This window comes from Shewanella sp. Scap07, assembly GCF_013394145.1.
GTDB lineage: Bacteria > Pseudomonadota > Gammaproteobacteria > Enterobacterales > Shewanellaceae > Shewanella > Shewanella waksmanii.
In genome coordinates this window covers 4,206,222-4,230,160 of sequence record NZ_CP041329.1, presented here as the reverse complement: position 1 = coordinate 4,230,160, position 23,939 = coordinate 4,206,222, and the positions used below count along the sequence as shown (strand labels likewise).

The window sequence follows — 23,939 nt, the reverse complement described above, 5'->3', positions numbered from 1 at the left end:
GAATGATAAAAGATCCGCATTTACAGCGTGAACAACAAAAGTACGATAACCCCATTCCCAGTCGTGAGTATATTTTAGAATACTTGCGCTCAGAAAAGTCTCCTCTTAATAGAGAAAAAATTGCCCAGGCGCTCAAGATTGAATCTGAAGAGCAGTTAGAAGCCCTAAGGCGGCGACTACGCGCTATGGAACGTGATGGCGAGTTAGTGTTCACACGAGGTAAAGCTTACGGCTTACCTGAACGTATGGACCTATTAAGCGGCACAGTATTAGGGCATAAAGATGGTTTTGGCTTCCTCAAACTAGATGAGGGCGGCGATGACCTGTTTATCAATAATCGCGATATGCAGCTGTATTTCCATGGCGATAAAGTGCTGGCACAAAAAGCAGGTGTAGACCGTAAAGGTCGCCGCGAAGCGCGTATTGTTAGATTAGTCCAAGCGCGAACCGCAGCCTTGGTTGGACGTTTTTACGTGGACTCGGGGATGTGCTTTGTTATCGCTGATGACAAACGTATTACCCAAGAAATATTAATCCCCAGTGATGATAAAGCCGGTGCACGCCAAGGCGATGTCGTCGTGGTTGAAGTGACTCGCCGCGCCGGGCGTTATGTTAAAGCGGCTGGTAAAGTCACCGAAGTATTAGGAAAGCAGTTAGCGCCAGGGATGGAGATAGAAATTGCGCTGCGCAATTACGACCTGCCCCATACTTGGTCAAGCTTAATTGAGAAGAAACTGCGTAAAATCCCTGATGAAGTCAGTGAGGCCGACACCCAAGGTCGAGTGGATTTACGCCACTTACCGTTGGTCACCATTGATGGGGAAGATGCGCGGGATTTCGATGATGCCGTTTACGCTGAAACTAAAAAAAGTGGTGGCTGGCGTTTATGGGTGGCCATTGCTGATGTAAGCCATTATGTGCGTACCGAATCGGCGCTCGATAAAGAAGCGCGAGCGCGTGGTAACTCGGTGTACTTCCCGTCGCAAGTCATCCCCATGTTGCCGGAAAAACTGTCTAACGGCTTGTGTTCTTTGAACCCACACGTTGATCGTTTATGTATGGTTGCTGAGATGACTATCTCAGCTAAAGGTAAGTTATCAGGCTATAAGTTTTATCCAGCGGTGATGCACTCTCACGCGAGACTGACATACACCCAAGTGGCGGCCATGCTCGAAGGTGGTGAAGTCAGTGATGAACTCACTGAAGTATTCCCGCATTTACAGACTCTTCAGTCGTTGTACCTGACGTTGGACGAGACCCGTGCCGAGCGTGGTGCGATAGCCTTTGAGACTACCGAGACCCAGTTTATCTTTAACGCCGATCGCAAAATTGATCGTATTGAACCACGTACCCGCAACCAAGCGCATAAGATCATTGAAGAGTGCATGATTTTAGCCAATGTGGCGTCGGCCAAGTTTGTCCAGAAGCATAAAGGTGAAGTGTTGTACCGAGTGCATGAGGCACCGTCGGAGCAAAAGTTAACTAACTTTAAAGACTTTCTTAAAGAGCGAGGATTAACGTTAGCGGGCGGGTTGACACCTGAGCCTGCTGATTACCAGGCGTTAATGGAGCAAGTGGTCGATAGGCCTGATGCTGAGCTGATTCAAGTGATGTTGCTGCGTTCAATGCGCCAAGCAACTTATACCCCTGACAATGAAGGCCACTTTGGACTGGCGTTAGAGCAGTATTCGCACTTTACGTCGCCGATCCGCCGTTACCCAGATTTGATCTTACATCGAGTGATTCGCTATTTGCTCGCTAAAGAGCGGGGTGAGACAACCGATAAGTGGACACCTGATGGCGGCTATCATTACCCTATCGAGGAGTTAGACTTGTTAGGGGAAGAGTGTTCAACCACCGAACGCCGTGCCGATGAAGCGACTCGCGATGTTAGCGACTGGCTTAAATGTGAATTTATGCAAGATCACGTTGGCGATACGTTTGAAGCGGTGATTGCCTCTGTGACGCACTTTGGGATGTTTGTCCGCCTTAACGATCTGTTTATTGATGGACTGGTACATATCTCAAGTCTAGGCAGTGACTACTACCAATATGACAATATGCGTCAACGTTTGGTGGGCGAAGCCTCCGGTCAGATCTATCAGCTGGGCGACCAAGTGACGGTAAAAGTTGCCGGGGTTAATTTAGACGATCGTCAGATTGATTTAATGATGGTTGGTGACGATGGCCGTAAACCTCGTCGTCGCAGTAATAAACCATTAAGTGCGAGAGAACGAGTTAATTTAGAAGGCGCTAAACTGGGTAAGTCAGGTAATAAAGAGGCGGACGCTGGTAGTAAGCGTGGCAAAAGTAAGCCTAAGCCTAAACGCGGTGGCAGTGGTAAACCTGCCGCCAGTAAGACTCGCGGCGCAACCAAAGCCAAACCGGCAACGAAAAAGCGTAAAACTGTTAAAAAACGCAGCGCTAAAAAATAATCAGAGTTAGATAAGAGAAATCAGTTAATGAAAAAACAAGACATCACTTTTGGCATTCATGCTGTTGAAGCGGTATTAAAGAACAGTCCAGAGCGAGTGATTGAAATGTGGGTGCTACAAGGCCGAGATGATCAACGCCTAACCCCGTTACTTGCAATGGCTGCTGAGTACGGTGTGTCAGTTCAAAAAGCGTCTCGTAAAGTCCTTGATGACAAAGCGAGTAGTGGTCAGCATCAAGGTATTATTGCCCGTGTGAAGGCTGCTAAGCAGCTTAATGACAATGACCTTCTGGCAATGCTCGATAAAACTGAGCAACCCTTTTTATTGATACTAGATGGTGTCACCGACCCACATAATCTCGGTGCTTGCCTACGTAACGCTGATGCTGCGGGTGTCCATGGGGTGATTGTGCCACGTGATAACTCGGTGGGGTTAACCCCAACAGTGAGCAAAGTGGCTTGTGGTGCCGCCGAAGTGGTGCCGCTCTACCAAGTGACCAACTTAGCGCGCACTATGAAGTCGATACAAGACAAGGGCATCTGGATAGTTGGTGCTGCTGGTGAAGCGGAACATGACTTGTATAAAGCCGATCTAAAAGGGCCACTGGCAATTGCAATGGGCGCGGAAGATAAAGGCTTACGTCGATTGACGCGCGAAGGCTGTGATTCTTTAGCGTCTATTCCAATGTCAGGCAGTGTATCGAGTTTGAACGTGTCAGTTGCTACGGGAATTTGTTTGTTTGAGGCGGTGCGTCAACGTTTGGGCTAAATGACTGAAAATTGGGTTATCACTATGTGAGGTTAGCCTCACATAGTGATGTGAATGCCGATGTGGGGAGACCTGCGTCGGCATTTTTGTTGGCTCATCACTTGGTGAGTCACATCAGGACATTGTCTACCTTAACCAACCTACCGCTTGCTTTAGTGAATATGTCGTCTCGCTGCACTTGTATATAAGCATGGCTCAACCGCACTAAAAGCTGTCTGTTTATAACCCATATTATTATAAATTTTATTTATCAAAAATATAAATATAGATAATTTTATTTAATTATTCGCTGATCATATACTTTGCTCATCGAAACACGAAACAGATTAGCGATTAACAATTGGAGCAGATTATGAAGATGAATCACGTAGGTATCATGGTAGGCGATATGGACCAGGCAGTTGAGTTTTACACTAAGGCGCTGGGTCTGAAAATCGTCATGAACAACACTAAAGTGACAGAAGAGCGTGAAACAGCAATCGGTCGTATGTGTATTGCAGTATTTGGTGAAGGTTTCCAAGGTTTCAATATTGCTCACCTACTCACCACTGATGGCATTGGAGTGGAGCTGTTTGAGATGAAACAACGTCAGGAGCGTCATGAAGTTGATTTCTCTCGCTTAGGTATCTTCCACTTTTGCTTGCAAACAGATGACTTTGAAGGAGCGATTGCGCGCACAGAGCAGTATGGCGGTAAGGTACGTATGGATATTATGCGTTATCACCCTGAGGATGATAGCAAACAGGCGAAAATGGTCTATTTAGAAGACCCATTTGGCAACTTGTTTGAGCTATATTCACACACTTATGAAGAGACTTACGCGACAGATTACGAATAAACCGTCACATCAATATAATGCAAAGGGCTGCCAGAAATGGCGGCCCTTTGTTGTATTTATCTGTCACGGCAGTTTGTGATTGTTCGCCCAAGTTTTATTGTTGAATTTGACAAGGTAGAATATCCATTCTACTCTTTGGGGTAGAATGGTTATTCTACTTAGGGGCACCCATTGAAACAGCAAATTGCAGCGAGTCTTGAGCAAGCATTTAGCCGCTACGGCTTTGCCGATCCCAGTGTTGCACAGCTTAAAGCGGCGTGTAACGTCAGCTTACGAACTTTGTATAAACATTATCCCTCAAAAGAAGCGATGATTGTGGCTGCACTTGAATATCGGCATCAACGTTACTTAGCGTGGCTAGCACCAGGCGACAATGAAGTTGAGTCGGTGGCGCAGTTGTTCGATAAACTCGGTGAGTGGATGCGGCAGTTTGCTCCCCATGGTTGTCTATCGCTCAATGCGTTGGCTGCCTATCCAGATAATCAGCTCATCATCAACGTGGTAAACAGTCATAAGTTGGCGGTGAAACTATTGTTAGCGGAGCAAAGTCAACGTGCGGATTTAGCTGAGGCATTGTTTCTGTTACATGAAGGTGTGTCCAGTGCTTGGCCTTTTCAAGGTGACAATGCCATATCGGCCGCACAATCAATGTTAGCGTTATTATTAAGAGAGCAAAGCCAATGAGTCATTTACCTACAACCATGCAAGGTGTGCAACTAGAAGGCCATGGCGGCCCTGAAATGTTAGTGGTGAGGCAAGATATTCCTGTGCCGCAACCTGGCGCGAGTGATGTATTGATAAAGGTGGCCGCCGCAGCAGTGAATAACACCGATATCAATACGCGTACAGCATGGTATTCCAAGCAGGGCGACGATAGTGCTGATGCCACTTGGTCGGGTAAAAGCTTGGCATTTCCACGGATTCAAGGTGCAGATGTTTGTGGAGTGATTGTTGCGGTAGGTGCCGATGTTGATTCGGCCAGAGTGGGCGAAAGAGTATTGATTGAACCTTGCCTTACGCGTGCTGCAGGGCAGCAACTTGCTGCACCTTGGTACTTTGGTTCTGAATGTGATGGTGGTTTTGCTGAATATACGATGGTGGATAGTCAGCATGCCTATCGCGTTAATAGCGCATTGTCGGATGCGCAGTTGGCCTCTTTTCCTTGTTCATATTCAACAGCGGAGAACATGCTAGAGCGCGCTGCGGTTAATGCTAATGATACCGTATTAATTGCCGGTGCCTCCGGCGGTGTAGGGTCGGCTGCAATTCAGCTGGCTAAAGCCCGCGGGGCTAGCGTCTTTGCCATCACCAGTGCCAGCAAACAGCAACAAGTGTTGGATTTAGGGGTTGATAAAGTGATTGATCGCGCAAGTGATTTAGTCGAGCAGCTTGGCAAAAACAGTGTCACAGTAGTAATTGATTTAGTGGCGGGGCCGCAGTGGCCTCAATTCCTAGAGTTACTTCAGCCAGGTGGCCGCTATGCAGTGGCTGGTGCGATTGGTGGTGCACTAGTGGAGCTGGATATTCGCAGTCTTTATTTGAAAGATTTAAGTTTCTTCGGTTGTACTGTGTTGGCGCCTCAGGTGTTTCAAAACTTAGTGCACCGTATAGAGGCCGATGAAGTTAAACCCCTTGTGGCGCAATGCTTTCCGTTAGCTCAAATTGCAGAGGCTCAGGCTAGTTTTGAGCAAAAGCAACACGTTGGTAAGCTAGTGCTAACGCTGTGAATGACGATTAATGCCCCGGCTAACCCTAGTTGTTAGCCGGAGTATAGCGATTGATTAACCCAAGCGAAGGGATAGCAAAATGATGCAAGCCACCCAGATTGAATCCATGCTAATCGCCTTAGGTGATGAAACTATCGCGGCCCATTCACAGCGCTATTTTAAAACCGCAGTGGGTGAGTATGGCCATGGTGATCGTTTTTTAGGTATTCGCATGCCTGTGCTAAGACAACAGGTAAAGCAGCAGTCCGGTATAGCGCTTGATGAGCTGCAGTTACTGTTAACGAGTGAGTATCATGAGGTGCGAATTTTTGCCCTGCTGGCATTAGTGGCCCGTTATCAAGTTGCTGATGCCCAAGGGCAACAACAGATTTATCAAATTTATTTGGCTCATACTCAGTATATTAATAACTGGGACCTAGTTGATTGCTCGGCTCACTTGATTGTTGGTGCGTATTTATTTGATAAAGATCTTGCCCCGCTGTATCAGCTGGCAAGATCAACCAGTCTATGGGAGCGACGGATAGCAATGATTGCGTGTTTGTACTTTATTCGTCAGCAGCAGTTAGGGCCATGTTTTAACGTGGCGGAAATACTGCAGCATGATAATGAGGATTTAATTCACAAGGCTGTGGGCTGGATGTTACGTGAAGCAGGCAAAAGAGATCTGGCTGCAGAAGAGGCGTTTTTAGCCAAGCACTATCGCACTATGCCGCGGACGATGCTGCGTTATGCGATTGAGAAATTGCCGCAGTCTAGGCGGCAACAATATCTGCAAGGCTTAGCGTAACCTAGGCATCATTGATTTACTGTTGAGTTAATTATTGAAAGGTATACAGCAAATTGAAGGTGGTGATGGTATCCGTTTGCTTAGTCCCTTCAGGTACAACGTCAGTGTATTTAACGTTCATACCAATCTTAAAAGCCCAGTCCTGAAACAGGGTATTTTTATAGGCTAAATCTAGCGTTAACGTGTTGTTATCTTCACCGACTTCAGCGGTCAAATCTGCTGTGAAGCTGGTGTATTCCTGAATTTTTTGTTCAAACTTAGCGGCAGTACGTAAAATCACTTCGCGATCAGCATCGGGATCGGGCATGGTTTCTGTGGACTGGGGCAAGTTATATCGATAACCGGGGCCAACCTCTAAGCTTAGGCTGGTGGCGCTAGTACTAATGGCATCAAAACCATAACCGGCCGATATGGTGAAAATACGAGTATAACTACCGAAGCGATCGTCAGTAAAATCACCGCGGCCAAATACATAGCCGCTCTCTAACTTATAGTTTGACTGGATTTGGACATCGTATTTCTCTGAGGTAGTTTTTTCTGAATCTGAGGCAAAATAGGCCTTAAAGGTACCTTCTTGCTTGAATCTCTCGGTATCGTAAACCAACTTAGTCCGACCGTTGAAACTGCTCGACTCTGTGTTACCGGTGTTAACTTGCAGACCTGCCTCTATTTCGGCAGAGAAGTCGCTGGGTGGTTCTTGATAATCAGGTGGCACTAATGCCCATGCCGCATGGCTGGCTGATAAAGAGGCGGCAACAACTAAGGGTCTTAACATGGTTTGAGTTCTTGGTACTTTTTATTAGTTTGATTCACACAAAAAACAGCTGACATCATACCGATTAACGCCTGTGGGAGTAAAGTCTCAGCCTAATGTAAGTTCGATTAAATTAGACTGCACTATTGGCGGGCATTTTTACATATATTTTTCAGTGTATTAGCCAGTGTTTTACCTTCTAGGTGAGGGATGGCTAAAGTGATTGTATTGCCGCTGACGCGCCTCTTTTGGGTTAATTGTTTAAATCGGTTTCACATTGCTTGAATTTTGGTTGTGATACCTGTAATATTCCGCGGCTTAATTCAGTCACTTTAATTAGTTCCTTGCCTCCATTTGGTCTGACTGAGCCAACAACGAGGCTAGATAACCGTAAGGAGCAAAAAATGCGTCATTATGAAATCGTATTTTTAGTTCACCCTGATCAGAGTGAACAAGTGCCAGGTATGATCGAGCGTTACACGGGTATTCTTACCCAAGCTGGCGGTCAAATCCATCGTTTAGAAGACTGGGGCCGTCGTCAACTGGCTTACCCAATCATCGAATTGCATAAAGCTCACTATGTTCTTTTGAACGTAGAAGCTACTGCAGAATCGGTTGAAGAGCTAGAAACAGCTTTCCGTTTCAACGACGCTGTTCTACGTAGCATGGTTATGCGCACTAAAGGTGCCATCACTGAAGCTTCTCCAATGGCTAAAGCGAAAGACGAGCGTGATTCACGTCGTTCAAGCGAAGGTGAGCGTCCAGCTGCCGAAGCGCCTGCTGAAGCTGCTGAAAAAACAGCTGAGTAAGTTTTTCTGTGGCCACCAATCACTTGGTGTTATCTGGAACCATTAAACGTTCTAGAAGTTTTAAAAGCCCAGCAGGTATCGCCCATAGTGTGATTATGCTGGAACACAAATCACAGTGTTACGAAGCAGAAATGCTCAGAAACGTATACTGTCAAATGCAAGTGATATTCAGTGGCGAACGCTTTGAAAGCGTTTCAGAACAACTGAAAACCGGTGTGGATATTGAGGTTCAGGGATTCATCGCCTTACAACAAGGGCGTAATGGTCAAAACCGCTTAGTATTACACGCTGAAAATGTCGAATTGAAAACTTAGGAGACTGTCACATGGCACGTTATTTCCGTCGTCGCAAGTTCTGCCGTTTCACTGCAGAAGGCGTTACAGAGATCGATTACAAAGATATCGCTACTCTAAAGAACTACATCACTGAAAGTGGTAAAATTGTTCCTAGCCGTATCACTGGTACAAACGCTAAATATCAACGTCAACTAGCTCGCGCTATCAAGCGTGCTCGTTATCTTTCTCTACTGCCTTACACTGATTTACATCAGTAATAGCGCATCAATTTAGAGGAAATTAATAATGAACGTTATTTTACTTGATAAAATCGCTAACCTAGGTAGCTTGGGCGACCAAGTTTCAGTAAAAGCTGGTTACGCTCGTAACTACCTTTTACCACAAGGTAAAGCTGTTGTTGCTAACGCTGCTAACACTGAAGTTTTTGAAGCACGTCGTGCTGAACTAGAAGCTAAGTTAGCTGCTGATCTAGCTGCTGCAAACGAGCGCGCTGAAAAAATCAACGCACTTGAAGCTATCGTTATCGCTTCTAAAGCTGGTGACGAAGGCAAACTGTTCGGTTCAATTGGTAACCGTGACGTTGCTGATGCTGTTACAGCTGCTGGTGTTGAACTTGCTAAGAGCGAAGTTCGTCTTCCACTAGGTGCACTACGTACTACTGGTGAATACGAAGTTGAAGTTCAAGTTCACACTGAAGTTAAAGCTGTGGTTAAGATCTCTGTTGTTGCAGAAGACTAATCATTTGCTTTAAGCAAAAGTGTTAGAAAACCGCACTCGGTAACGAGTGCGGTTTTTTTATGTCTGTGTATCAGGCCATTGGCATTGAGGCTAAGTGACTAGTCGTGGCATTGACTAGTCACATTATGGCTAAACTAGTTGCTGACTAGGGTCAGTTCGTCAATCAGATTGTTTGCACCATCTACCTCTTCCATCATCCACAGTACATAACGAATATCGACGTGAATAGCCCGAGTGATAGTTGGGTTAAAGAACCAGTCTTTAGTAATGGCTTCATAGGTCGAATCAAAGTTCAGACCCACTAACTCTCCACGGCCATTAAATACCGGTGAGCCTGAATTACCGCCAGTCGTATCTACACTAGATAAAAAGTTAACCGGTACCGAGTTGAATTGCTCAGGCGTTGCGGCACACGAAAATAGGCGGCACAACCAAGATGCGGGATCTTGGTAAACACTGTCTACCTTATGACGGCCATAGCGTTGCTGCTTAATCGCATCAAGTAGCTTTTGCGGCGCGTTAAATGGTGCTATCCCTGTATGTTTAGCTGCTAAACCTTCTAGGTTGGTGAATGGCTGCTTATAAAGCGCGTCTGCAGATTGATAACCGTCTACCATACCGTAACTGATCCGTAAGGTACCGTTGGCATCAGGGTAAACAGGCCAATTGTTGGCTTGATAGTAAGCAATCATGGCTTGCATGTAATCTGGACGTGCTTTAGATAGCTGACCGGCTAAGGTTTTGGCCTGTTGCTCAGTTTGCATATTGTCGTCATACAACACGACTGCAAGTCGTATAAAGGGATCGGCACTGGCTTCAAATGCTGCGGGATCGGCATTCATCCACGCGAGACGTTGTTGCTTATCGGTTAGGGTAGTTAATGTGTACATCGCCTCAATTTTGGCATCTAGATTACTATTGCCTTCATTGAGTGTGTTATCGAGTGCTGCAACACGATTGGTTTGGTTAAGGTAAGCGCTAAGATCTTGCGTCCATAAAGTTTTGTCGACGTGAACGTCAAAGCTGGTATCTAAACGCTTAAGCCGGGCAGTGAACATCTTCATGTCCCGCTCTTGGTAGCCCTCTTCACGCTCTGCATCGAATTTTTGTCGCTCCTTTGCAAGACGGTAAAGTTTGTTCGCTGTGCTTAACAACGCGCTGCTTTGGGCATTGTCAAAATAGTATCGGCTTTGACGTAATTTCCGTTGCTCGAGCAGTAAAGATTCGAGCTGGTCAAATTTGGCTTGATAGCTTTGATAGTCGCTATTTTTGGTTAACCAGCGGCGAAAATCATCTTCCCGGCTTTGTTTGATGCCAACAATGTCAGTGGCTTTAAAGCCATCTAATAAACCATTGTACTTCTTCATACGATTGGCCATGCCTGCTAGCGTGCCAGCATATTTGATTTTGACCTCTTTATCATTGGCGCCAAGGGCTTCGATTGTGTCGATACGCTGCTGATAGCGACTGGCAGCGGTTGGATATAACCAATCGCTAGCAAAAGCAAGTTCGCTGGTCAGCCGGTAGCGGCTTGTTGACCCTGGGTAGCCTGCAACAAATACACCGTCGCCAGCTTTAACACCGTCGAGGTTAATTTTTAAATAGCTTTTGGGTTGATAAGGTACATTGTCTTTGGCAAATGCAGCGGGTTTACCATCTTTACCCACATAAGCGCGCAAGAAGGTAAAATCAGCGGCATGGCGCGGGTATTCGTAGTTGTCGATGTCTCCACCGAAGGCCCCTGCGCTTTCAGGTGGCGCATAGACTAAACGTACATCGCGAATAATTAACTGCTTAATCAGGTAGTATTCCAATCCGTTATGGAAGCTTCGCACCGAGCAGCGGTAGTTATCATCACTTTCGCACGCCTTGATTAACGCTTTACGGTTAGACTGAATATTCTCAAAGCGTTGTAGTGGCTCTTCACCTATATTCTTTTTTACTTGTGCTGAAACATCAGTAACGGCTTCGGTGATGTATAAGCGCTCATTGGGCCCGGCAGAGGGCTCTAAGTCTTGACTGCGAGCAAGGAAACCATCGGCTAGGTAATTGTGCTGTTTTTTGCTGTTAAATTGAATGGCTCGGTAGGCACAATGATGGTTGGTGACAACTAAACCTTGGGGCGAGACAAAACTGGCGGTACAATAGCCCAATCCGACTACGGCATTCATTGGGTATTGGCTTAAGTCAGCTAACTGTTTAGCTGGAATTTCAATTCCTCTGTCCGCCAATTGAGAAGCAATTGCCGGCATCTGATAAGGTTGCCATTGTCCTTCGTCGCCAAAGGCGGAAGAGGATGACAGTAGTAGGCCTGATGAAAGCATCAATGCTGAAAACAGTGCATTGCGCATAGTGGTTCCTTGTAGTGGGTTCAAAAGCTTTAGGCGAGCTAAACGCCTGTTATTATTGCAACAGATATATATCATATTTTGCCTATTCGTAGGGGTTTTGGAGAATAAATGTCACAGCAGCGTGGTTTTCAACCTAAGAAAAAACCAAGAGACTTGCAGGTAGACGCATTAAAGATGCCGCCGCACTCTATTGAGGCTGAACAATCAGTACTGGGTGGCTTAATGCTCGATTCTGACGCCTGGGATAAAGTGGCTGAAAAAGTCGTCAAAGAAGACTTCTATTCCCGCTCTCACGGGATGATATTTACCGCTATGGAAGCATTGGTTGCAGCGGGTCAACCCATTGACTTAATCACAGTATCAGAGCAGTTGGAAGTTGAAGACCAACTCGAAGATGCTGGTGGTTTTGCTTATCTCGGTGAGATTGCTAAAAATACCCCGAGTGCCGGTAACATTCTTTCCTACGCCGAAATTGTCCGCGAACGTGCCGTGGTGCGTGAAATGATCAAAGTGGCGAATGAGATCGCTGATGCTGGTTTTAACCCAGAAGGTCGCGACTCCGGCGAGTTGCTGGATTTGGCCGAGAGCAAAGTATTTAAGATCGCTGAGCAGCGCACCAATGCTAACGAAGGCCCTGAAGGGATTAAAACCATCCTGGAAAAAACAGTCGACAAGATTGAAGAGCTATACAATAACCCTCACAACGGTGTTACCGGGGTTTCTAGCGGCTATGTCGATTTAGACAAGATGACTGCCGGGTTTCAATCTGGTGATTTGGTCATTGTCGCGGCACGTCCATCTATGGGTAAAACCACTTTTGCGATGAACTTGTGTGAACAAGCGGCAATGCATGAAGATAAGCCGGTATTGATTTTCAGTTTGGAGATGCCGTCGGAACAGATCATGATGCGTATGCTGGCGTCACTTGGGCGAGTGGATCAAACTAAAATTCGTACCGGTCAGTTGGATGACGATGATTGGGCGCGCGTGTCATCAACTATGGGAATCATGCTGGAACAGGGCAAGATGTACATTGATGATGGCTCTGGATTAACCCCAACGGAAGTGCGTAGCCGTGCACGTCGAATTGCCCGTGAATATGGCGGTCTATCGATGATCATGATTGACTACTTGCAATTGATGCAAGTGCCCGCATTGTCAGATAACCGTACTTTGGAAATTGCCGAGATTTCACGCTCGTTGAAAGCCTTGGCTAAAGAGCTAGAGATCCCAGTTATTGCGCTGTCACAGCTAAACCGTTCTTTGGAGCAACGAGCCGACAAACGGCCGGTAAACTCAGATCTGCGTGAATCGGGCTCTATTGAGCAGGATGCTGACTTGATCATGTTTATTTATCGTGACGAAGTGTATAACGACGATTCTGAATACAAAGGCAGTGCAGAGATCATTATCGGTAAGCAACGTAACGGCCCCATTGGTAGGGTCAGGTTAGCTTTCCATGGTCAATTCTCTCGGTTTGATAATTATGCCGGTCCACAATTTGATGAAGAGTAGTTGTAAGCCCTTGAACTGAGATTAATTTTGCTTCATATCAGCCTATTGTAAGGCGTAATACGTTAGCCTCTACCTTTCGATGGTTAAGCTAAATGTTTTGGTTGAGGTACACTATAACGTGTATCTGAGTCAGTAAGGTTATTGTTTGAAACCCTTTCCAAGAGCAGAAATAAGTAGCAACGCGTTGCAGCATAATTTGCAACGCTTACGCCAACTTGCCCCCAATAGCCGAGTCATGGCTGTGGTTAAAGCGAATGGCTATGGCCATGGCCTTCTAAATGTCGCTAACACCCTAGTTAGTGCAGATGGCTTTGGTTTAGCACGACTAGAAGAAGCACTCGCGATGCGTGCGGGTGGTGTCAGTGCCAAACTGCTGTTGCTTGAAGGGATATTCCGCCAAAGTGACCTACATCAACTCGTCGAACACGATATCGATACTGTGGTACATCATGAATCACAACTTCTGATGTTGGAAAATGAATCCTTAGCTAAGCCTGTTACTGTGTGGATGAAAATCGATACGGGGATGCATCGTCTTGGTTTTGGCGTCGCGCAATTTCAGCTGATGTATCAAAGGCTGCTGGCATGCCCTAATGTGGCGAAACCTGTGCACCTGATGACGCATTTTGCCTGTGCTGATGAGCCTGACAATAACATGACGTCAGCTCAGCTAGCTGAATTTGAACAGTTAACCGCTGGCTTAGCCGGTGACAGAACCCTCGCCAATTCAGCTGCGACACTGTATTGGCCGCAAACTCAAGCAGATTGGGTCCGTCCCGGCATTGCGCTGTGTGGCGTGTCTCCCGTAGTGGGTGATTTAGGTGTGAACCATGGCCTACGCCCGGCGATGCAACTGATGAGTCGCTTGATTGCTGTGCGCGAACATAAAGCGGGTGAGCCTGTCGGTTATGGCAGTTATTGGCACGCACAAGAAGATACCTTACTGGGTGTTGTTGCTATCGGTTATGGCGATGGTTATCCCCGTAATGCACCGGAGGGCACGCCGGTATGGGTCAATGGTCGACTTGTGCCGATTGTTGGCCGAGTGTCAATGGATATGTTGACTGTCGATTTGGGAATTAATGCCAGCGATCGAGTTGGCGATGAGGCCCAGTTATGGGGGCTCGACTTACCAGTAGAAGAGGTCGCCGAGCATATTGGGACCATAGCCTATGAGCTAGTGACGAAGTTAACCCCACGTGTTGCCGTGTGTTTGGACTAACATAGCAACGAAAATTTGCTGTAGTACCGGCCCAAAACAAGGGAGTGAAAGCCGGTAGGAAAATGTAGTGTTGAAGATTAACCCATTAGTTTTATTTTGCTGTATCAGTCTGCTCTTGCTCACACTCGACGTGCGGGCGAGCGAAAAGGTCATTGATGGTCCTGCTGCCGACATCCAAGAGCCCACGTTGGACCCGAGTGATTACCAAAGCGAGTTTGTCGCAGTTCCTTTCATATTTTCTACAGAAACGTTAAGTACCACGGTAGGTGGCGCCGGTGTCCTTAAGCATGCCGGCCAGGTTCAAGCATCATTATTAGGTATTGGCCTTTACAGTAAAAATGACTCCTGGGTAACCTTTTTAGGTGCCAATAACTATCAATTGCCTACATTGGATAATTGGCTGTTTTCCGCTGAGTATTACCGCGGTAGCTATAAGCAAGGGATTTACTACATTGCTGATGGTGCTGCTGCCGTTGCTAATGGGCCAAGCTATCAGCAAGCAGAGCGCGTGGTCACTCAAGGTGAAGAGAGTTATACCAAGCTGCGTATGAAGTACGTACTGCCTTGGGGCAGAGGCGCTGGTGGTGCGATTGCTAGTCTGATGCCTAACCAAGGTGAAGTAGAGTGGAACCCGCTTAACTCAGGCGTAACCAGTATTGAACTGACGCCATTTACTGAAACCCAGGAGCTACAAGGTTATGAGCATCTGCCTTCTGAATCACGTGGTTTGCAGCTCAAGTTAGATTGGGATAACCGAGATAACGGCAAAAACAGTACCCGCGGTGGGCGTACTAGCCTGACCTTTAGCCGTGATTTTGGCAGTGATGATCGGCAAAGCTGGACCACTTGGGAGTTCGAGCAAAGTGCATTTTTGGGCTTAGGTGAAAGTGAATGGTTTAATAATCACATTATTGCGCTAGATTTCTATATTGCTGATACACCAACATGGGACTCAAAAAGTGACGATGGTTATCATCGCCCACCGAGTTTTTCAGGGATCACATTAGGCGGATTCAATTACTTACGTGGCTATAATGGCAATCGCTTTTTTGGTCGCAGTGCTGTGTTGTATCGGGGTGAATACCGTATGTTGCCTAAATGGCAACCTTTGCAAACATTGCCGGTATTTAACCTTTATGATATTCCCTGGTGGCAGTGGGCGTTGTTTGCGGAAGCGGGACAAGTGGCAGATGAGTTTGCTATGGATGAGCTGCATAAAGATCTCAAGTGGACATTGGGTGCGGGCATTCGTTTTGAAGTAGAAAGTGTGGTGGTACGCACCGAGTTAGCGGTAGGAGAAGAGGGCAATCAATTTTGGGTAATGGTTAATCAGCCTTTTTAACACAAGAGAGGCATCGCCTCTCTTGTTGTAGATACTTTTAGTTGTTACTCAAAGCAAATCTCGATGTATGCGGTCCCTTTTTCATGGGTAAACGGCATGATAATCTTTTTGCCTTCAGATTTATGAGCAATCCGGTGACCGATACCTGCCACGACAACTGGGGTGGCCATATCAAAGTCATATCCCTTTTCACCTAATAGGTTCTTGGCGCCACCGGTGACCATATTAGTTAGCTCGCCGACTAAGTCAGTCACTTCACTGTCAATTTTTACTGGGCGCTCGCCAAGCATGTTTTGCATGATTTCAAAGATCAGATCTTGTTCAAACGTAATCGACATCGAGCCCTTGGTTTGCGGCCCAACCATACCAATTAGGCCAGAGACATCGCCTTTGGCAATATTGCCAGTCTTTAAGTTGGGCTTGCCTGGCACCAATGTCATGTTAGCCATGGTACTGAGGACATTAAGAAGCGAGTCTAAAAAAGGGTTGATAAAATTTACATTCATTGGTTAGTGAGCCCCATCCATAATTGTTTAGTCTACATCTGTCGTCATTGACCAGACTGTAAGCTTAGGCGAATTTTTAGCGGATAGCTGTTGTGTTGGAATTTACCTTAGCATGATTTTTTAAAGTATAAACACTAAATATGACAAATAATTGCCACCATCTTATTATTTTTCATCGTCTTACGCTGCCTTTACCGTTAACCAGTCTTGCATTGTTGCGGTGAAATCAACGTTGTCTATTTGGCTTTCTGCCCGTAACCATTGCTGGCAATGGTATGAAGGAATCAATAGCGGCATCCGATGATGGTAGTCAGCGCACCAAGGGTTTGGACTGGTGGTTAATGTGACGAATTTTGGCTGGCCGTCATCGTCAATAAGTTGCAGTCCTGCCATAAACAAAGGTTTGGCTTGCTTGTGGGAAAATAGATATTTTTGTTTAGTGCCAGTTGGCGCGCTTGACCATTCATACCAGCCACTACAAGGAATCACCACCCGTTGGTGATGATAGGCTTGCGCAAAAGTTCTTTTCGTCGCTGCAGTTTCCACTTGGGCATTGATGATTAGTTTTTTCGACCATTGTGGTTGAATGCCCCAATGAGCATTGACTTGAGTAAGTTGCTGCGCTTTTGCTGCTATTGCAGCAATACCTTCACTTGGGCGTAAGTCTAGACTGGTTTGTGTATTGAACGTCAAGCCGAGTGCATCACTGACGATGTGAATTAGCGGGTCTGCTATGATATTGAGGCGTCCACACATGATTTGCTCTAGTTAGGCTTGTAGGCCTACAGTAATAACGTAATGGCGTACTTGATGCAATTGTCATGGACAAGCAGTGTTCATTTTATCGCTTGCAGTGTAAAATGCGCGGCCACATCTCTTGGGGTGTATGTTCAACTTATTTGGAACTTGGTTTTATGTCGTCATCGTCTCGTCCCGTTATCAACCGTACCTTCTCTATCGCGCCTATGCTCGATTGGACGGACAAGCATTACCGTTATTTTGCGCGTTTGATGTCATCGCAACTGCTGCTTTATACGGAAATGGTCACCACAGGTGCAATTATTCACGGTAAAGGCGACTACTTAGCGTATAACGAAGAAGAGCATCCGTTAGCGCTGCAACTAGGTGGCTCTAACCCGGCTGATCTAGCGACTTGTGCCAAATTGGCAGCAGAACGTGGCTATGATGAAGTTAATCTCAATGTTGGCTGCCCGTCGGATCGCGTGCAAAACGGCCGTTTCGGTGCCTGCTTGATGGCTGAACCGGCACTTGTGGCTGAATGTGTTGCGGCTATGCGTGATGTGGTTGATATCCCTGTGACAGTCAAAACTCGAATTGGTATTGATGAGCAAGACAGCTATGAGTTTCTCACTGAGTTTGTCGACACGGTTGAGCAAGCGGGTTGTGAGGTGTTTATTATTCACGCGCGTAAAGCGTGGCTAAATGGCTTAAGTCCCAAAGAGAATCGAGAAATACCACCGCTAGACTATCCACGTGTGTATCAGCTAAAGCAAGATTTTCCACAGTTAAACATATCTATCAATGGTGGGGTAAAAACACTGGCTGAATGTCAGACGCATCTACAGCACCTTGACGGGGTTATGGTAGGAAGAGAAGCGTATCAAAACCCGTATTTACTGGCAGAAGTAGACAGTCAGCTATGTGGGTTAACGACACCTGTACTGAGTCGAGATGATGTTTTGCAGAACATGATTCCTTATATAGAGAAACATTTAGCCTCAGGAGGCAAATTGAATCATATCACTCGCCATATGACCGGATTGTATCAAGGACAGCCGGGCTCGCGGGCTTGGCGCCGTTATTTAAGTGAAAACGGTCATGGTACTGAACCTGGCATTGATGTAGTGCATAAAGCGAGAGAAGCGATGGGATAGTTATTTATATTTAATAACTTAAAGCAAATTAATAGCCCCTTTGTGTAAGCGAAGGGGCTTTTTTATGGGCGATTTTGGCCTCGCTTTTTAGCGACAGGATGTCGAAGTAGTGAAAATTACTAGGCAGTAGTGATTTTAACCACTGGATGATTAGCGCGCTAATCGGTGCAATCTAACCCTTGATGTGAAATCGAGCATAAATTCATATTTATCAGTAGTTTATATTGTTTTTTAAAAGTTGGCACACCACTTGTATTAGTTAATCTGTAATCAATCACTAATGGAAAAGGAAAACACCATGATTAACTCAACAGTAAAGAAAGTCGCACTAGTATCGTTAACATTAACAGGATTGTTAGCTAGCAGTTTCAGTGCGCAAGCCAATGAAAGTTTAGTTTCTGAAATCACAGCTGGTCTTGAAAGTAATCTAGCTAGCCAAATGCAAGAAGTGATGAATGTTGCACAGCGCGAATTGAGCCTATCGATTCAAGCACAATTATCAGAAACTCTGTTTGAAACTCAAGACGTTGACGTTGCAGCGACACAAGATAACCAAGAAGAGGTTATCACCAGCGCAATGATCAAGGAGTAAGTATGAGTATGATGACAGATTTGGCCACCTTACTGTTGTTACCCGTGATAGGTTTTATCTTTAGCGCCGGTATATTGATGACATTAAGGTGGTTCAGGATAGTCGAGTCGTAATATTAAACAGCCTAAATTTTGGAGTATAAAATGAATATTGAAGATGTTGTTGCACGATTAGCTGAGCCAAAACGATTGGTTTGTGGTGTGGCGGCAGCGATGGCCGACAAGTTTGACTGGTCATGTAAGTGGACTCGAGTGGTATGGGCCGTAGCGACCTTTATGAACCCAGCATTCGTCTTGTTAGTGTATTTTGTATTGGCCTTAGTGATGCCTAAGTGGCAAGCGCCAAGCAAGTTTTAAGTGGTCAATAGCTAAGCATGGATAGTCAGGTGAAAAGGACATTAATCAACAAGTTCGGTAACACTTTTTTGGGCGCAGCGCTGCTGTTATTGACGATAGCTTTGTTGATTGCAAGCGTTGAATATTGGTCGCTCCCAACGCTATACCTTGGAATAGAGTCGCTCTATTTACACGATTTAAGTATTTGGAGTATTGCCATGACATCCGGTGTGTTATTGGTGGTACTGATCTGGGTTACGCTAGCATTCAGTCTAGTGGCACTTATTTCCGCATTATGTGTCTGTGCGGCCTTGGTAATGATGTTTGCAGGCTTTAGCTTAATATGGCCGGTTGCATTACTAGTACTGGCGGCTTGGGGAGTAGGAAAAGCTAGCCAAGTAGACTAGCTCTGCCCAGAAGACATTTTTCTAACGGCTTAAAAAGGCTTTAAATTGTGCCTTGGCCTCATCACTTTGCAAGCGCGTAGCAAACTCAGTTAACTCCGCTGTCATCTTAGCGTGTAACAATGCTTTATCTGGACGCATAAGCGCTTTAGTGGCTTGTATCGATAGCGGCGGTTTAGCGGCTATTTTGACAGCCTGGGCAAAGGCGGTATCGAATAACTGTTTGGGGTCTACACAGTCATTAATTATATGCAGTGACTTTGCTGTCTGCGCATTGAAACTCTCCCCAAGTAACAGTAATTCAGCGGCTTTTTGATGACCGACTAAATGGGGCAGTAATAAACTTGCCCCCGCCTCAGGTACTAAAGCCAAATTAGTGAAGGGCAGTTGAAATTTAGCCGTGGTATCGGCATAAACCAAATCACAATGTAGCAATAAAGTCGTGCCAATGCCGACAGCAGCTCCCGATACCGCAGCAATCAATGGTTTTTTGAGATCCAGTAGGCTAAATAAGAACTTAAAAGCGGGATGTTCTGGCCCTAAGTCGCTATTTTTTAGAAAATCGGCCACATCATTACCTGCGGTAAAGCAATCATCCTGCCCTTTGATAAGAAAGGCGTTAATTGCGTTGTCTGCATCACCTTGGATGAGGTATTCTCTCAGGGCGGTATACATTTCTAAGTCTAGCGCGTTACGTTTTTCAGGGCGATTGATCGTAATGATCCTTACCCCTTGTTCGTCCTTAATTTGAATCGTACTCATTGGCAAAAATTCCGTTGTGGCAAATGGGTCTAAAAAGGAGTTTAAGACATTGGAACTTAATTTCAAACACATGTTTAAGTTTTTGTTGTTATCGTGCCTCTCATTTACTGCGTCGGCCAATGTAGTGTTAGTTGATGGCTTTGTCAGAGCCATGCCAGCCAGCGTGCCCAATACCGCTGCTTATTTTGTTTTGCAAAATCATGGTCCTAATCTTGAGCTGGTCAGCGTCGACGTTGATTTCGCTAAAGAAGCACAATTACACACCGTGATTGAAGAAAATGGCGTAGTTAAAATGCGCCAAGTAAATAGTTTTTCTGTGCCTATGCATGGTGAACTTCGACTGGATGAATCTGGTGAACATGTCATGTTGATGGGATTAAAACATCAACTCCCTGTGGGGCAAAATGTTGAACTTGTTCTACATTTTAATGACGGAAGCCAGCTACCTATCTCTTTGAAGGTCAGTAAACAAGATATGGCAAAGGAAGGCGGTCACCATCACCACCACCACCACCATTAAGGAGTCACAGCGATGCAAATGACATGGAAAAAAGGCGCTGGAATAGCAGCAGTACTGTTGCTCATTGGATACTTAGTGAGTGTTTGGTGGAGCGTTGAACCTGACGTGCTTGATACTCAGCAGTTCCAAACGCCAACGGGTGAAAAAGTGGTGGGCTATGCTACTACTACGTCACTTATTATGACAGTCGATACCCTACTGAATAAAAGTGGTGGTTGGCTTTCTAATGATGTGATGCCACCCTCAGTAATGATGGATAACATGCCGGCATTTGAATTTGGTGCGATAGAACAAGTGCGAGATTTAGCCTTGATAATGCGCAAAGAGTTTAGCCGTTCACAGTCGCAGTCCACCGCTGATGCAGACTTACTTGCTGCCCATTCTAAGCTCAATATTGAACATACCAGCTGGTTAATCCCTAGCGCAGAAAGTGAATACAAAGATGCGATTAAGCTATTAAGTCTTTATCGCGCCCGCATGTTAGATAGTAATAACCCAGATGCACAGTTTTATGCCCGCGCAGATAATCTCAATGAGTGGCTTAAAGAGGTACAAAAGCGTCTGGGTAGTATGTCACAGCGCTTATCGGCCAGTGTGGGTCAAGATAGACTCAATACCGACTTGGCCGGTGACAGTGTCGCTAGTCAGTCGACTCCTAATCATGCGAGCCAACAGATTAAGACGAACTGGTGGAAAATTGATGATGTGTTTTATGAAACTCGTGGCGCGACGTGGGCACTGCTTAATTTCATGAAAGCTATTGAGGTCGATTTTGCTGATGTGCTCAAGAAGAAAAATGCGACGGTGAGCCTGCAACAGATCATTCGAGAATTGGAAGAAACGCAACAACCTGTGTGGAGCCCGATGATCCTTAACGGTTCCGGGTTTGGTATTGTCGCTAACCACTCGTTAGTGATGGCAAACTATATATCGCGTGCGAATGCCGCGGTGATTGATTTAACTAACTTATTAACTCAAGGTTAAGTAATGAAAAAAACGATATTAGCATGTGCTTTATTAGGCAGTATGGTCGCTACATCTGCTCAGGCTGCATCACTGATTGGATTTAAGGTCGGTGGTGATTACTGGAAAGCAGATACTAGTGGTACGTTTGCTGAAAATGGACAGCCGCAGCAAGATTTTAACTACAGCTCCGACTCACAAGGCAGTGTGTGGGTCGCCGTTGAACATGGTATCCCGATTCTGCCTAACTTTAAGTTACGTGAGAACCGCCTTGATGCAAGTGGAAGAGCGTCACTTGGTGAATCGGTGATGAACTTTGATGGCCAAGAGTTCGGTGGTGATATTTCTACCAATACCGATTTAAGTAATACCGACTTTGTGCTTTATTACGAGCTACTAGACAATGATATGGTGGCACTAGATTTAGGTGCGGCTTATAAAAAAATGCATGGTTCATACCGAGTTAATCAACTAGATCAAAACGGTATCGGTGTACGTTATGCCGAGAAAGATCTAAGCACTGGCATTGTTATGGCTTACGCTGATGCGCAAGTCGGCATTCCTGGTTTGGGCTTATATGGCTTTGCTGATGTGATGATTGGTGTTGATGAGAGCAGTGTTTACGACTACTCACTCGGCCTAGGCTGGCAGTTTGACGGCACTGGTTTTGATACTAAAGTGCGTGTTGGTTACCGTGACTTTAAGTTTGACGTCAGTGACTTTGATGGCGTGACCGCGAACAACCAATTCAAAGGTTACTTTGCCGGTGTTGAACTCACTTTCTAAATCGTCAGTTCACTAAGTTAGACACAAAAAAACCGCCGATACCGGCGGTTTTTTTCGTTTAGCTTAATGGATTTATTGCACCGCTTCTGGCGCTTTTAAGCCATTATTGATAGCAATAACGTCATCTTCGCTAAGTGTTCCGGCAGCTTGTTTCAGCGCTAAGATAGAGTTGATATAACCATATCTTGCGTTCGACAGCTGACGTTTCGAATCATACAAGTCACGGGTACGGTTAAGCACATCAACGATAGTACGGGTACCGACTTCAAAACCTGCTTGTGTCGCTTTTAACGCACTCTCAGATGAGATAACCGATTGCTCGTAAGCTCGGATTGAGCTGATAGAAGCACCAACGTTATTGAAGTTATTGCGAACATCTTTTACCACTTGGCGGTAAGTCTGCTCCATCTTCTCGCTGGCTTCTACGTATTGGTACTGCGCCTGATTCACCTGCGATGAAACTTTGAAACCTTCAAAAATCGGGATACTTAACTGTAGCGCGACATTGGCATTATCAAAGTCTGTAGCGTCGTTAGCACTGTTGCTTTGATCTAAATTGGTAGTATAACCAGCATTTAGTTTAAGTGACGGCATATGGCCCGCTTTATACAAGCTAATGGTTTCTTGGGCAATATCACGGCCAATACGTGTAGTGAGTAAGTCTACACTGCTGCTTTCAGCCATTTTCAGCCACTCTTCTGGCTTAGCGGGTGAAGGCATGACGGCACCAAAGCGGTCGGTATCAAGAATATCAATGGATTCGTGGCCAATTCCGGTGATCTCACGTAGTGCTTCATAGCTATTGATTAGCTGATTTTCAGCTAAGATTTCGTCAGCGCGGGCTAAATCGAATTGAGCTTGAGCTTCGTGAACGTCGGTAATCGCGGTTAGACCTACGGCAAAACGTTGCTTGGTTTGCTCTAATTGACGCTCAATGGCACGTTTCTCTGCACCTTTAAACTCGTAGTTATCTTTTGCTGATAACACATCAAAGTAAGCACTTGTGACGCGAATAATAAGAGTTTGCAGGGTCGATGCGTATGCAGCATCTGCTTGCGATGCGGCTAGCTCGGCTAAACTAAGTCCGACCCAAGCGCTGTGATCGTAGATAACTTGGCTTAATGTTACGCCGGCATTAAGGCCACTGCCATATATACTCTCATCTACATTACTCCAAGTTTTACCATAGCCGACATTAGCACTTAATGTTGGCAATAGTGGAGCACGGCCTTCTTCTATCTGTTCATATAGCGCATCTCGTTGAGCTTGTGCTTGCAAAGCAACAGGATCGCTCGTCAATGCTTGTTGATATATCTGCAGTAGATCGTCGGCTTGAACGGCAGTTGTCGAGGCAGCAAAAGTAATGGCTGCACATAAAGAGCGGATCTTAAATTTCATTAGCTGTCCTTCTTAGACATAAATCCTCCTATTGGAGGAGCAATATACTTAATTGAGTTAAGTGATGCTTCGCCTTGCTTCCTTTTGTAGGCCAAGCGGTTTGCGCTTCCCGACGCTTCCCGATACATCTAAACTTATTGAGTTAAGATATTAAGAAATTAACCAATTTTAAGTCAACTCCGAAGTGTAACAGTTT

At 45.6% G+C, this 23,939-nt stretch carries 26 protein-coding genes; 20 read left to right on the top strand and 6 right to left on the bottom strand.

Annotation, left to right across the window (positions count from 1 at the left end; genetic code table 11):
* The first annotated feature begins 2 nt into the window (after nt 1-2).
* From rnr to FLM48_RS18570, 6 genes are all read left to right on the top strand, one after another.
* On the top strand, nt 3-2,435 hold the full coding sequence (rnr, locus tag FLM48_RS18595) for a ribonuclease R (RefSeq protein WP_179025691.1): 2,433 nt from the start codon (nt 3-5) through the stop codon (nt 2,433-2,435).
* A gap of 27 nt (nt 2,436-2,462) precedes the next feature.
* Nucleotides 2,463-3,203: a 23S rRNA (guanosine(2251)-2'-O)-methyltransferase RlmB gene (rlmB, locus tag FLM48_RS18590; RefSeq protein ID WP_179025690.1), complete on the top strand. Its 741-nt coding sequence runs from the start codon at nt 2,463-2,465 to the stop codon at nt 3,201-3,203.
* A gap of 352 nt (nt 3,204-3,555) precedes the next feature.
* A complete protein-coding gene (locus FLM48_RS18585; protein WP_179025689.1) occupies nt 3,556-4,041 on the top strand; it encodes a VOC family protein in 486 nt (161 codons plus the stop codon).
* 171 nt (nt 4,042-4,212) lie between these two features.
* Nucleotides 4,213-4,725, top strand: coding sequence for a TetR/AcrR family transcriptional regulator (locus FLM48_RS18580; RefSeq protein ID WP_179025688.1), 513 nt, complete (start codon nt 4,213-4,215; stop codon nt 4,723-4,725).
* Nucleotides 4,722-5,768 carry an alcohol dehydrogenase family protein gene (locus FLM48_RS18575; protein WP_179025687.1) on the top strand — a complete coding sequence of 349 codons (1,047 nt, stop codon included), beginning with the start codon at nt 4,722-4,724 and terminating at the stop codon, nt 5,766-5,768. The genes FLM48_RS18580 and FLM48_RS18575 overlap by 4 nt, the downstream gene beginning before the upstream one ends.
* 79 nt (nt 5,769-5,847) lie before the next feature.
* Entirely contained in the window at nt 5,848-6,555 is a 708-nt protein-coding gene (locus FLM48_RS18570; protein WP_256870976.1) for a DNA alkylation repair protein, read from the top strand.
* 31 nt (nt 6,556-6,586) lie between these two features.
* Here the strand turns inward: FLM48_RS18570 and FLM48_RS18565 are convergent, their stop codons facing one another.
* Nucleotides 6,587-7,330: a YdiY family protein gene (locus FLM48_RS18565; RefSeq protein ID WP_028774894.1), complete on the bottom strand. Its 744-nt coding sequence runs from the start codon at nt 7,328-7,330 to the stop codon at nt 6,587-6,589.
* 383 nt (nt 7,331-7,713) lie between these two features.
* Between FLM48_RS18565 and rpsF the strand changes: the two genes are divergently transcribed.
* From rpsF to rplI, 4 genes are read left to right on the top strand one after another with little or no spacing between them, the layout of a single operon-like run.
* Nucleotides 7,714-8,118 carry a 30S ribosomal protein S6 gene (rpsF, locus tag FLM48_RS18560; RefSeq protein ID WP_028774893.1) on the top strand — a complete coding sequence of 135 codons (405 nt, stop codon included), beginning with the start codon at nt 7,714-7,716 and terminating at the stop codon, nt 8,116-8,118.
* An 8-nt stretch (nt 8,119-8,126) separates the two neighbouring features.
* Complete coding sequence (priB, locus tag FLM48_RS18555) at nt 8,127-8,432, top strand: primosomal replication protein N (protein WP_179025686.1); 306 nt, start codon at nt 8,127-8,129, stop codon at nt 8,430-8,432.
* A gap of 11 nt (nt 8,433-8,443) precedes the next feature.
* Entirely contained in the window at nt 8,444-8,671 is a 228-nt protein-coding gene (rpsR, locus tag FLM48_RS18550; RefSeq protein ID WP_011867078.1) for a 30S ribosomal protein S18, read from the top strand.
* A 28-nt stretch (nt 8,672-8,699) separates the two neighbouring features.
* Nucleotides 8,700-9,152 carry a 50S ribosomal protein L9 gene (gene rplI / locus FLM48_RS18545; RefSeq protein ID WP_028774891.1) on the top strand — a complete coding sequence of 151 codons (453 nt, stop codon included), beginning with the start codon at nt 8,700-8,702 and terminating at the stop codon, nt 9,150-9,152.
* 134 nt (nt 9,153-9,286) lie between these two features.
* Here rplI and FLM48_RS18540 read toward each other — a convergent pair whose 3' ends face one another.
* Nucleotides 9,287-11,503, bottom strand: coding sequence for a S46 family peptidase (locus tag FLM48_RS18540; RefSeq protein ID WP_179025685.1), 2,217 nt, complete (start codon nt 11,501-11,503; stop codon nt 9,287-9,289).
* Between the two features lie 108 nt (nt 11,504-11,611).
* Here FLM48_RS18540 and dnaB point away from each other — a divergent pair, with 108 nt between their 5' ends.
* The 3 genes from dnaB (at nt 11,612) to FLM48_RS18525 (ending at nt 15,582) form a co-directional block, all read left to right on the top strand.
* A complete protein-coding gene (dnaB, locus tag FLM48_RS18535) occupies nt 11,612-13,018 on the top strand; it encodes a replicative DNA helicase (RefSeq protein WP_179025684.1) in 1,407 nt (468 codons plus the stop codon).
* A gap of 145 nt (nt 13,019-13,163) precedes the next feature.
* Nucleotides 13,164-14,240, top strand: a complete 1,077-nt coding sequence (gene alr / locus FLM48_RS18530; RefSeq protein ID WP_179025683.1) for an alanine racemase — start codon at nt 13,164-13,166, stop codon at nt 14,238-14,240.
* Between the two features lie 67 nt (nt 14,241-14,307).
* A complete protein-coding gene (locus FLM48_RS18525) occupies nt 14,308-15,582 on the top strand; it encodes a hypothetical protein (protein ID WP_179025682.1) in 1,275 nt (424 codons plus the stop codon).
* A gap of 44 nt (nt 15,583-15,626) precedes the next feature.
* Here FLM48_RS18525 and FLM48_RS18520 read toward each other — a convergent pair whose 3' ends face one another.
* On the bottom strand, nt 15,627-16,088 hold the full coding sequence (locus FLM48_RS18520; RefSeq protein WP_179025681.1) for a chemotaxis protein CheX: 462 nt from the start codon (nt 16,086-16,088) through the stop codon (nt 15,627-15,629).
* A 180-nt stretch (nt 16,089-16,268) separates the two neighbouring features.
* On the bottom strand, nt 16,269-16,844 hold the full coding sequence (locus FLM48_RS18515; protein WP_179025680.1) for an SOS response-associated peptidase: 576 nt from the start codon (nt 16,842-16,844) through the stop codon (nt 16,269-16,271).
* Between the two features lie 158 nt (nt 16,845-17,002).
* Here FLM48_RS18515 and dusA point away from each other — a divergent pair, with 158 nt between their 5' ends.
* From dusA to FLM48_RS18495, 4 genes are all read left to right on the top strand, one after another.
* Nucleotides 17,003-17,983: a tRNA dihydrouridine(20/20a) synthase DusA gene (gene dusA, locus FLM48_RS18510; protein WP_179026430.1), complete on the top strand. Its 981-nt coding sequence runs from the start codon at nt 17,003-17,005 to the stop codon at nt 17,981-17,983.
* Nucleotides 17,984-18,281: 298 nt separating this feature from the next.
* Complete coding sequence (locus FLM48_RS18505; RefSeq protein ID WP_179025679.1) at nt 18,282-18,575, top strand: hypothetical protein; 294 nt, start codon at nt 18,282-18,284, stop codon at nt 18,573-18,575.
* 143 nt (nt 18,576-18,718) lie between these two features.
* Entirely contained in the window at nt 18,719-18,931 is a 213-nt protein-coding gene (locus tag FLM48_RS18500; protein WP_179025678.1) for a PspC domain-containing protein, read from the top strand.
* Between the two features lie 29 nt (nt 18,932-18,960).
* Nucleotides 18,961-19,317 (top strand): hypothetical protein, encoded by a 357-nt coding sequence (locus FLM48_RS18495; protein ID WP_179025677.1) that lies wholly within the window; start codon nt 18,961-18,963, stop codon nt 19,315-19,317.
* 21 nt (nt 19,318-19,338) lie between these two features.
* On the opposite strand, the gene FLM48_RS18490 is transcribed toward FLM48_RS18495, so the two are convergent.
* A complete protein-coding gene (locus FLM48_RS18490) occupies nt 19,339-20,076 on the bottom strand; it encodes an enoyl-CoA hydratase-related protein (protein WP_179025676.1) in 738 nt (245 codons plus the stop codon).
* Between the two features lie 70 nt (nt 20,077-20,146).
* Between FLM48_RS18490 and FLM48_RS18485 the strand changes: the two genes are divergently transcribed.
* Genes FLM48_RS18485 through FLM48_RS18475 form a run of 3 tightly spaced genes read left to right on the top strand, consistent with a single transcriptional unit; the run spans nt 20,147 to nt 22,345 of the window.
* The gene (locus FLM48_RS18485; protein ID WP_179026429.1) at nt 20,147-20,596 is read left to right on the top strand and encodes a copper chaperone PCu(A)C; all 450 of its coding nucleotides are present in this window, start codon (nt 20,147-20,149) and stop codon (nt 20,594-20,596) included.
* A 12-nt stretch (nt 20,597-20,608) separates the two neighbouring features.
* Nucleotides 20,609-21,580 carry a DUF2333 family protein gene (locus FLM48_RS18480; protein ID WP_179025675.1) on the top strand — a complete coding sequence of 324 codons (972 nt, stop codon included), beginning with the start codon at nt 20,609-20,611 and terminating at the stop codon, nt 21,578-21,580.
* Nucleotides 21,581-21,583: 3 nt separating this feature from the next.
* Nucleotides 21,584-22,345 carry a TIGR04219 family outer membrane beta-barrel protein gene (locus FLM48_RS18475; protein WP_179025674.1) on the top strand — a complete coding sequence of 254 codons (762 nt, stop codon included), beginning with the start codon at nt 21,584-21,586 and terminating at the stop codon, nt 22,343-22,345.
* A 72-nt stretch (nt 22,346-22,417) separates the two neighbouring features.
* Here the strand turns inward: FLM48_RS18475 and tolC are convergent, their stop codons facing one another.
* Nucleotides 22,418-23,743: an outer membrane channel protein TolC gene (tolC, locus tag FLM48_RS18470; RefSeq protein WP_179025673.1), complete on the bottom strand. Its 1,326-nt coding sequence runs from the start codon at nt 23,741-23,743 to the stop codon at nt 22,418-22,420.
* Between the last annotated feature and the right edge of the window lie 196 nt (nt 23,744-23,939).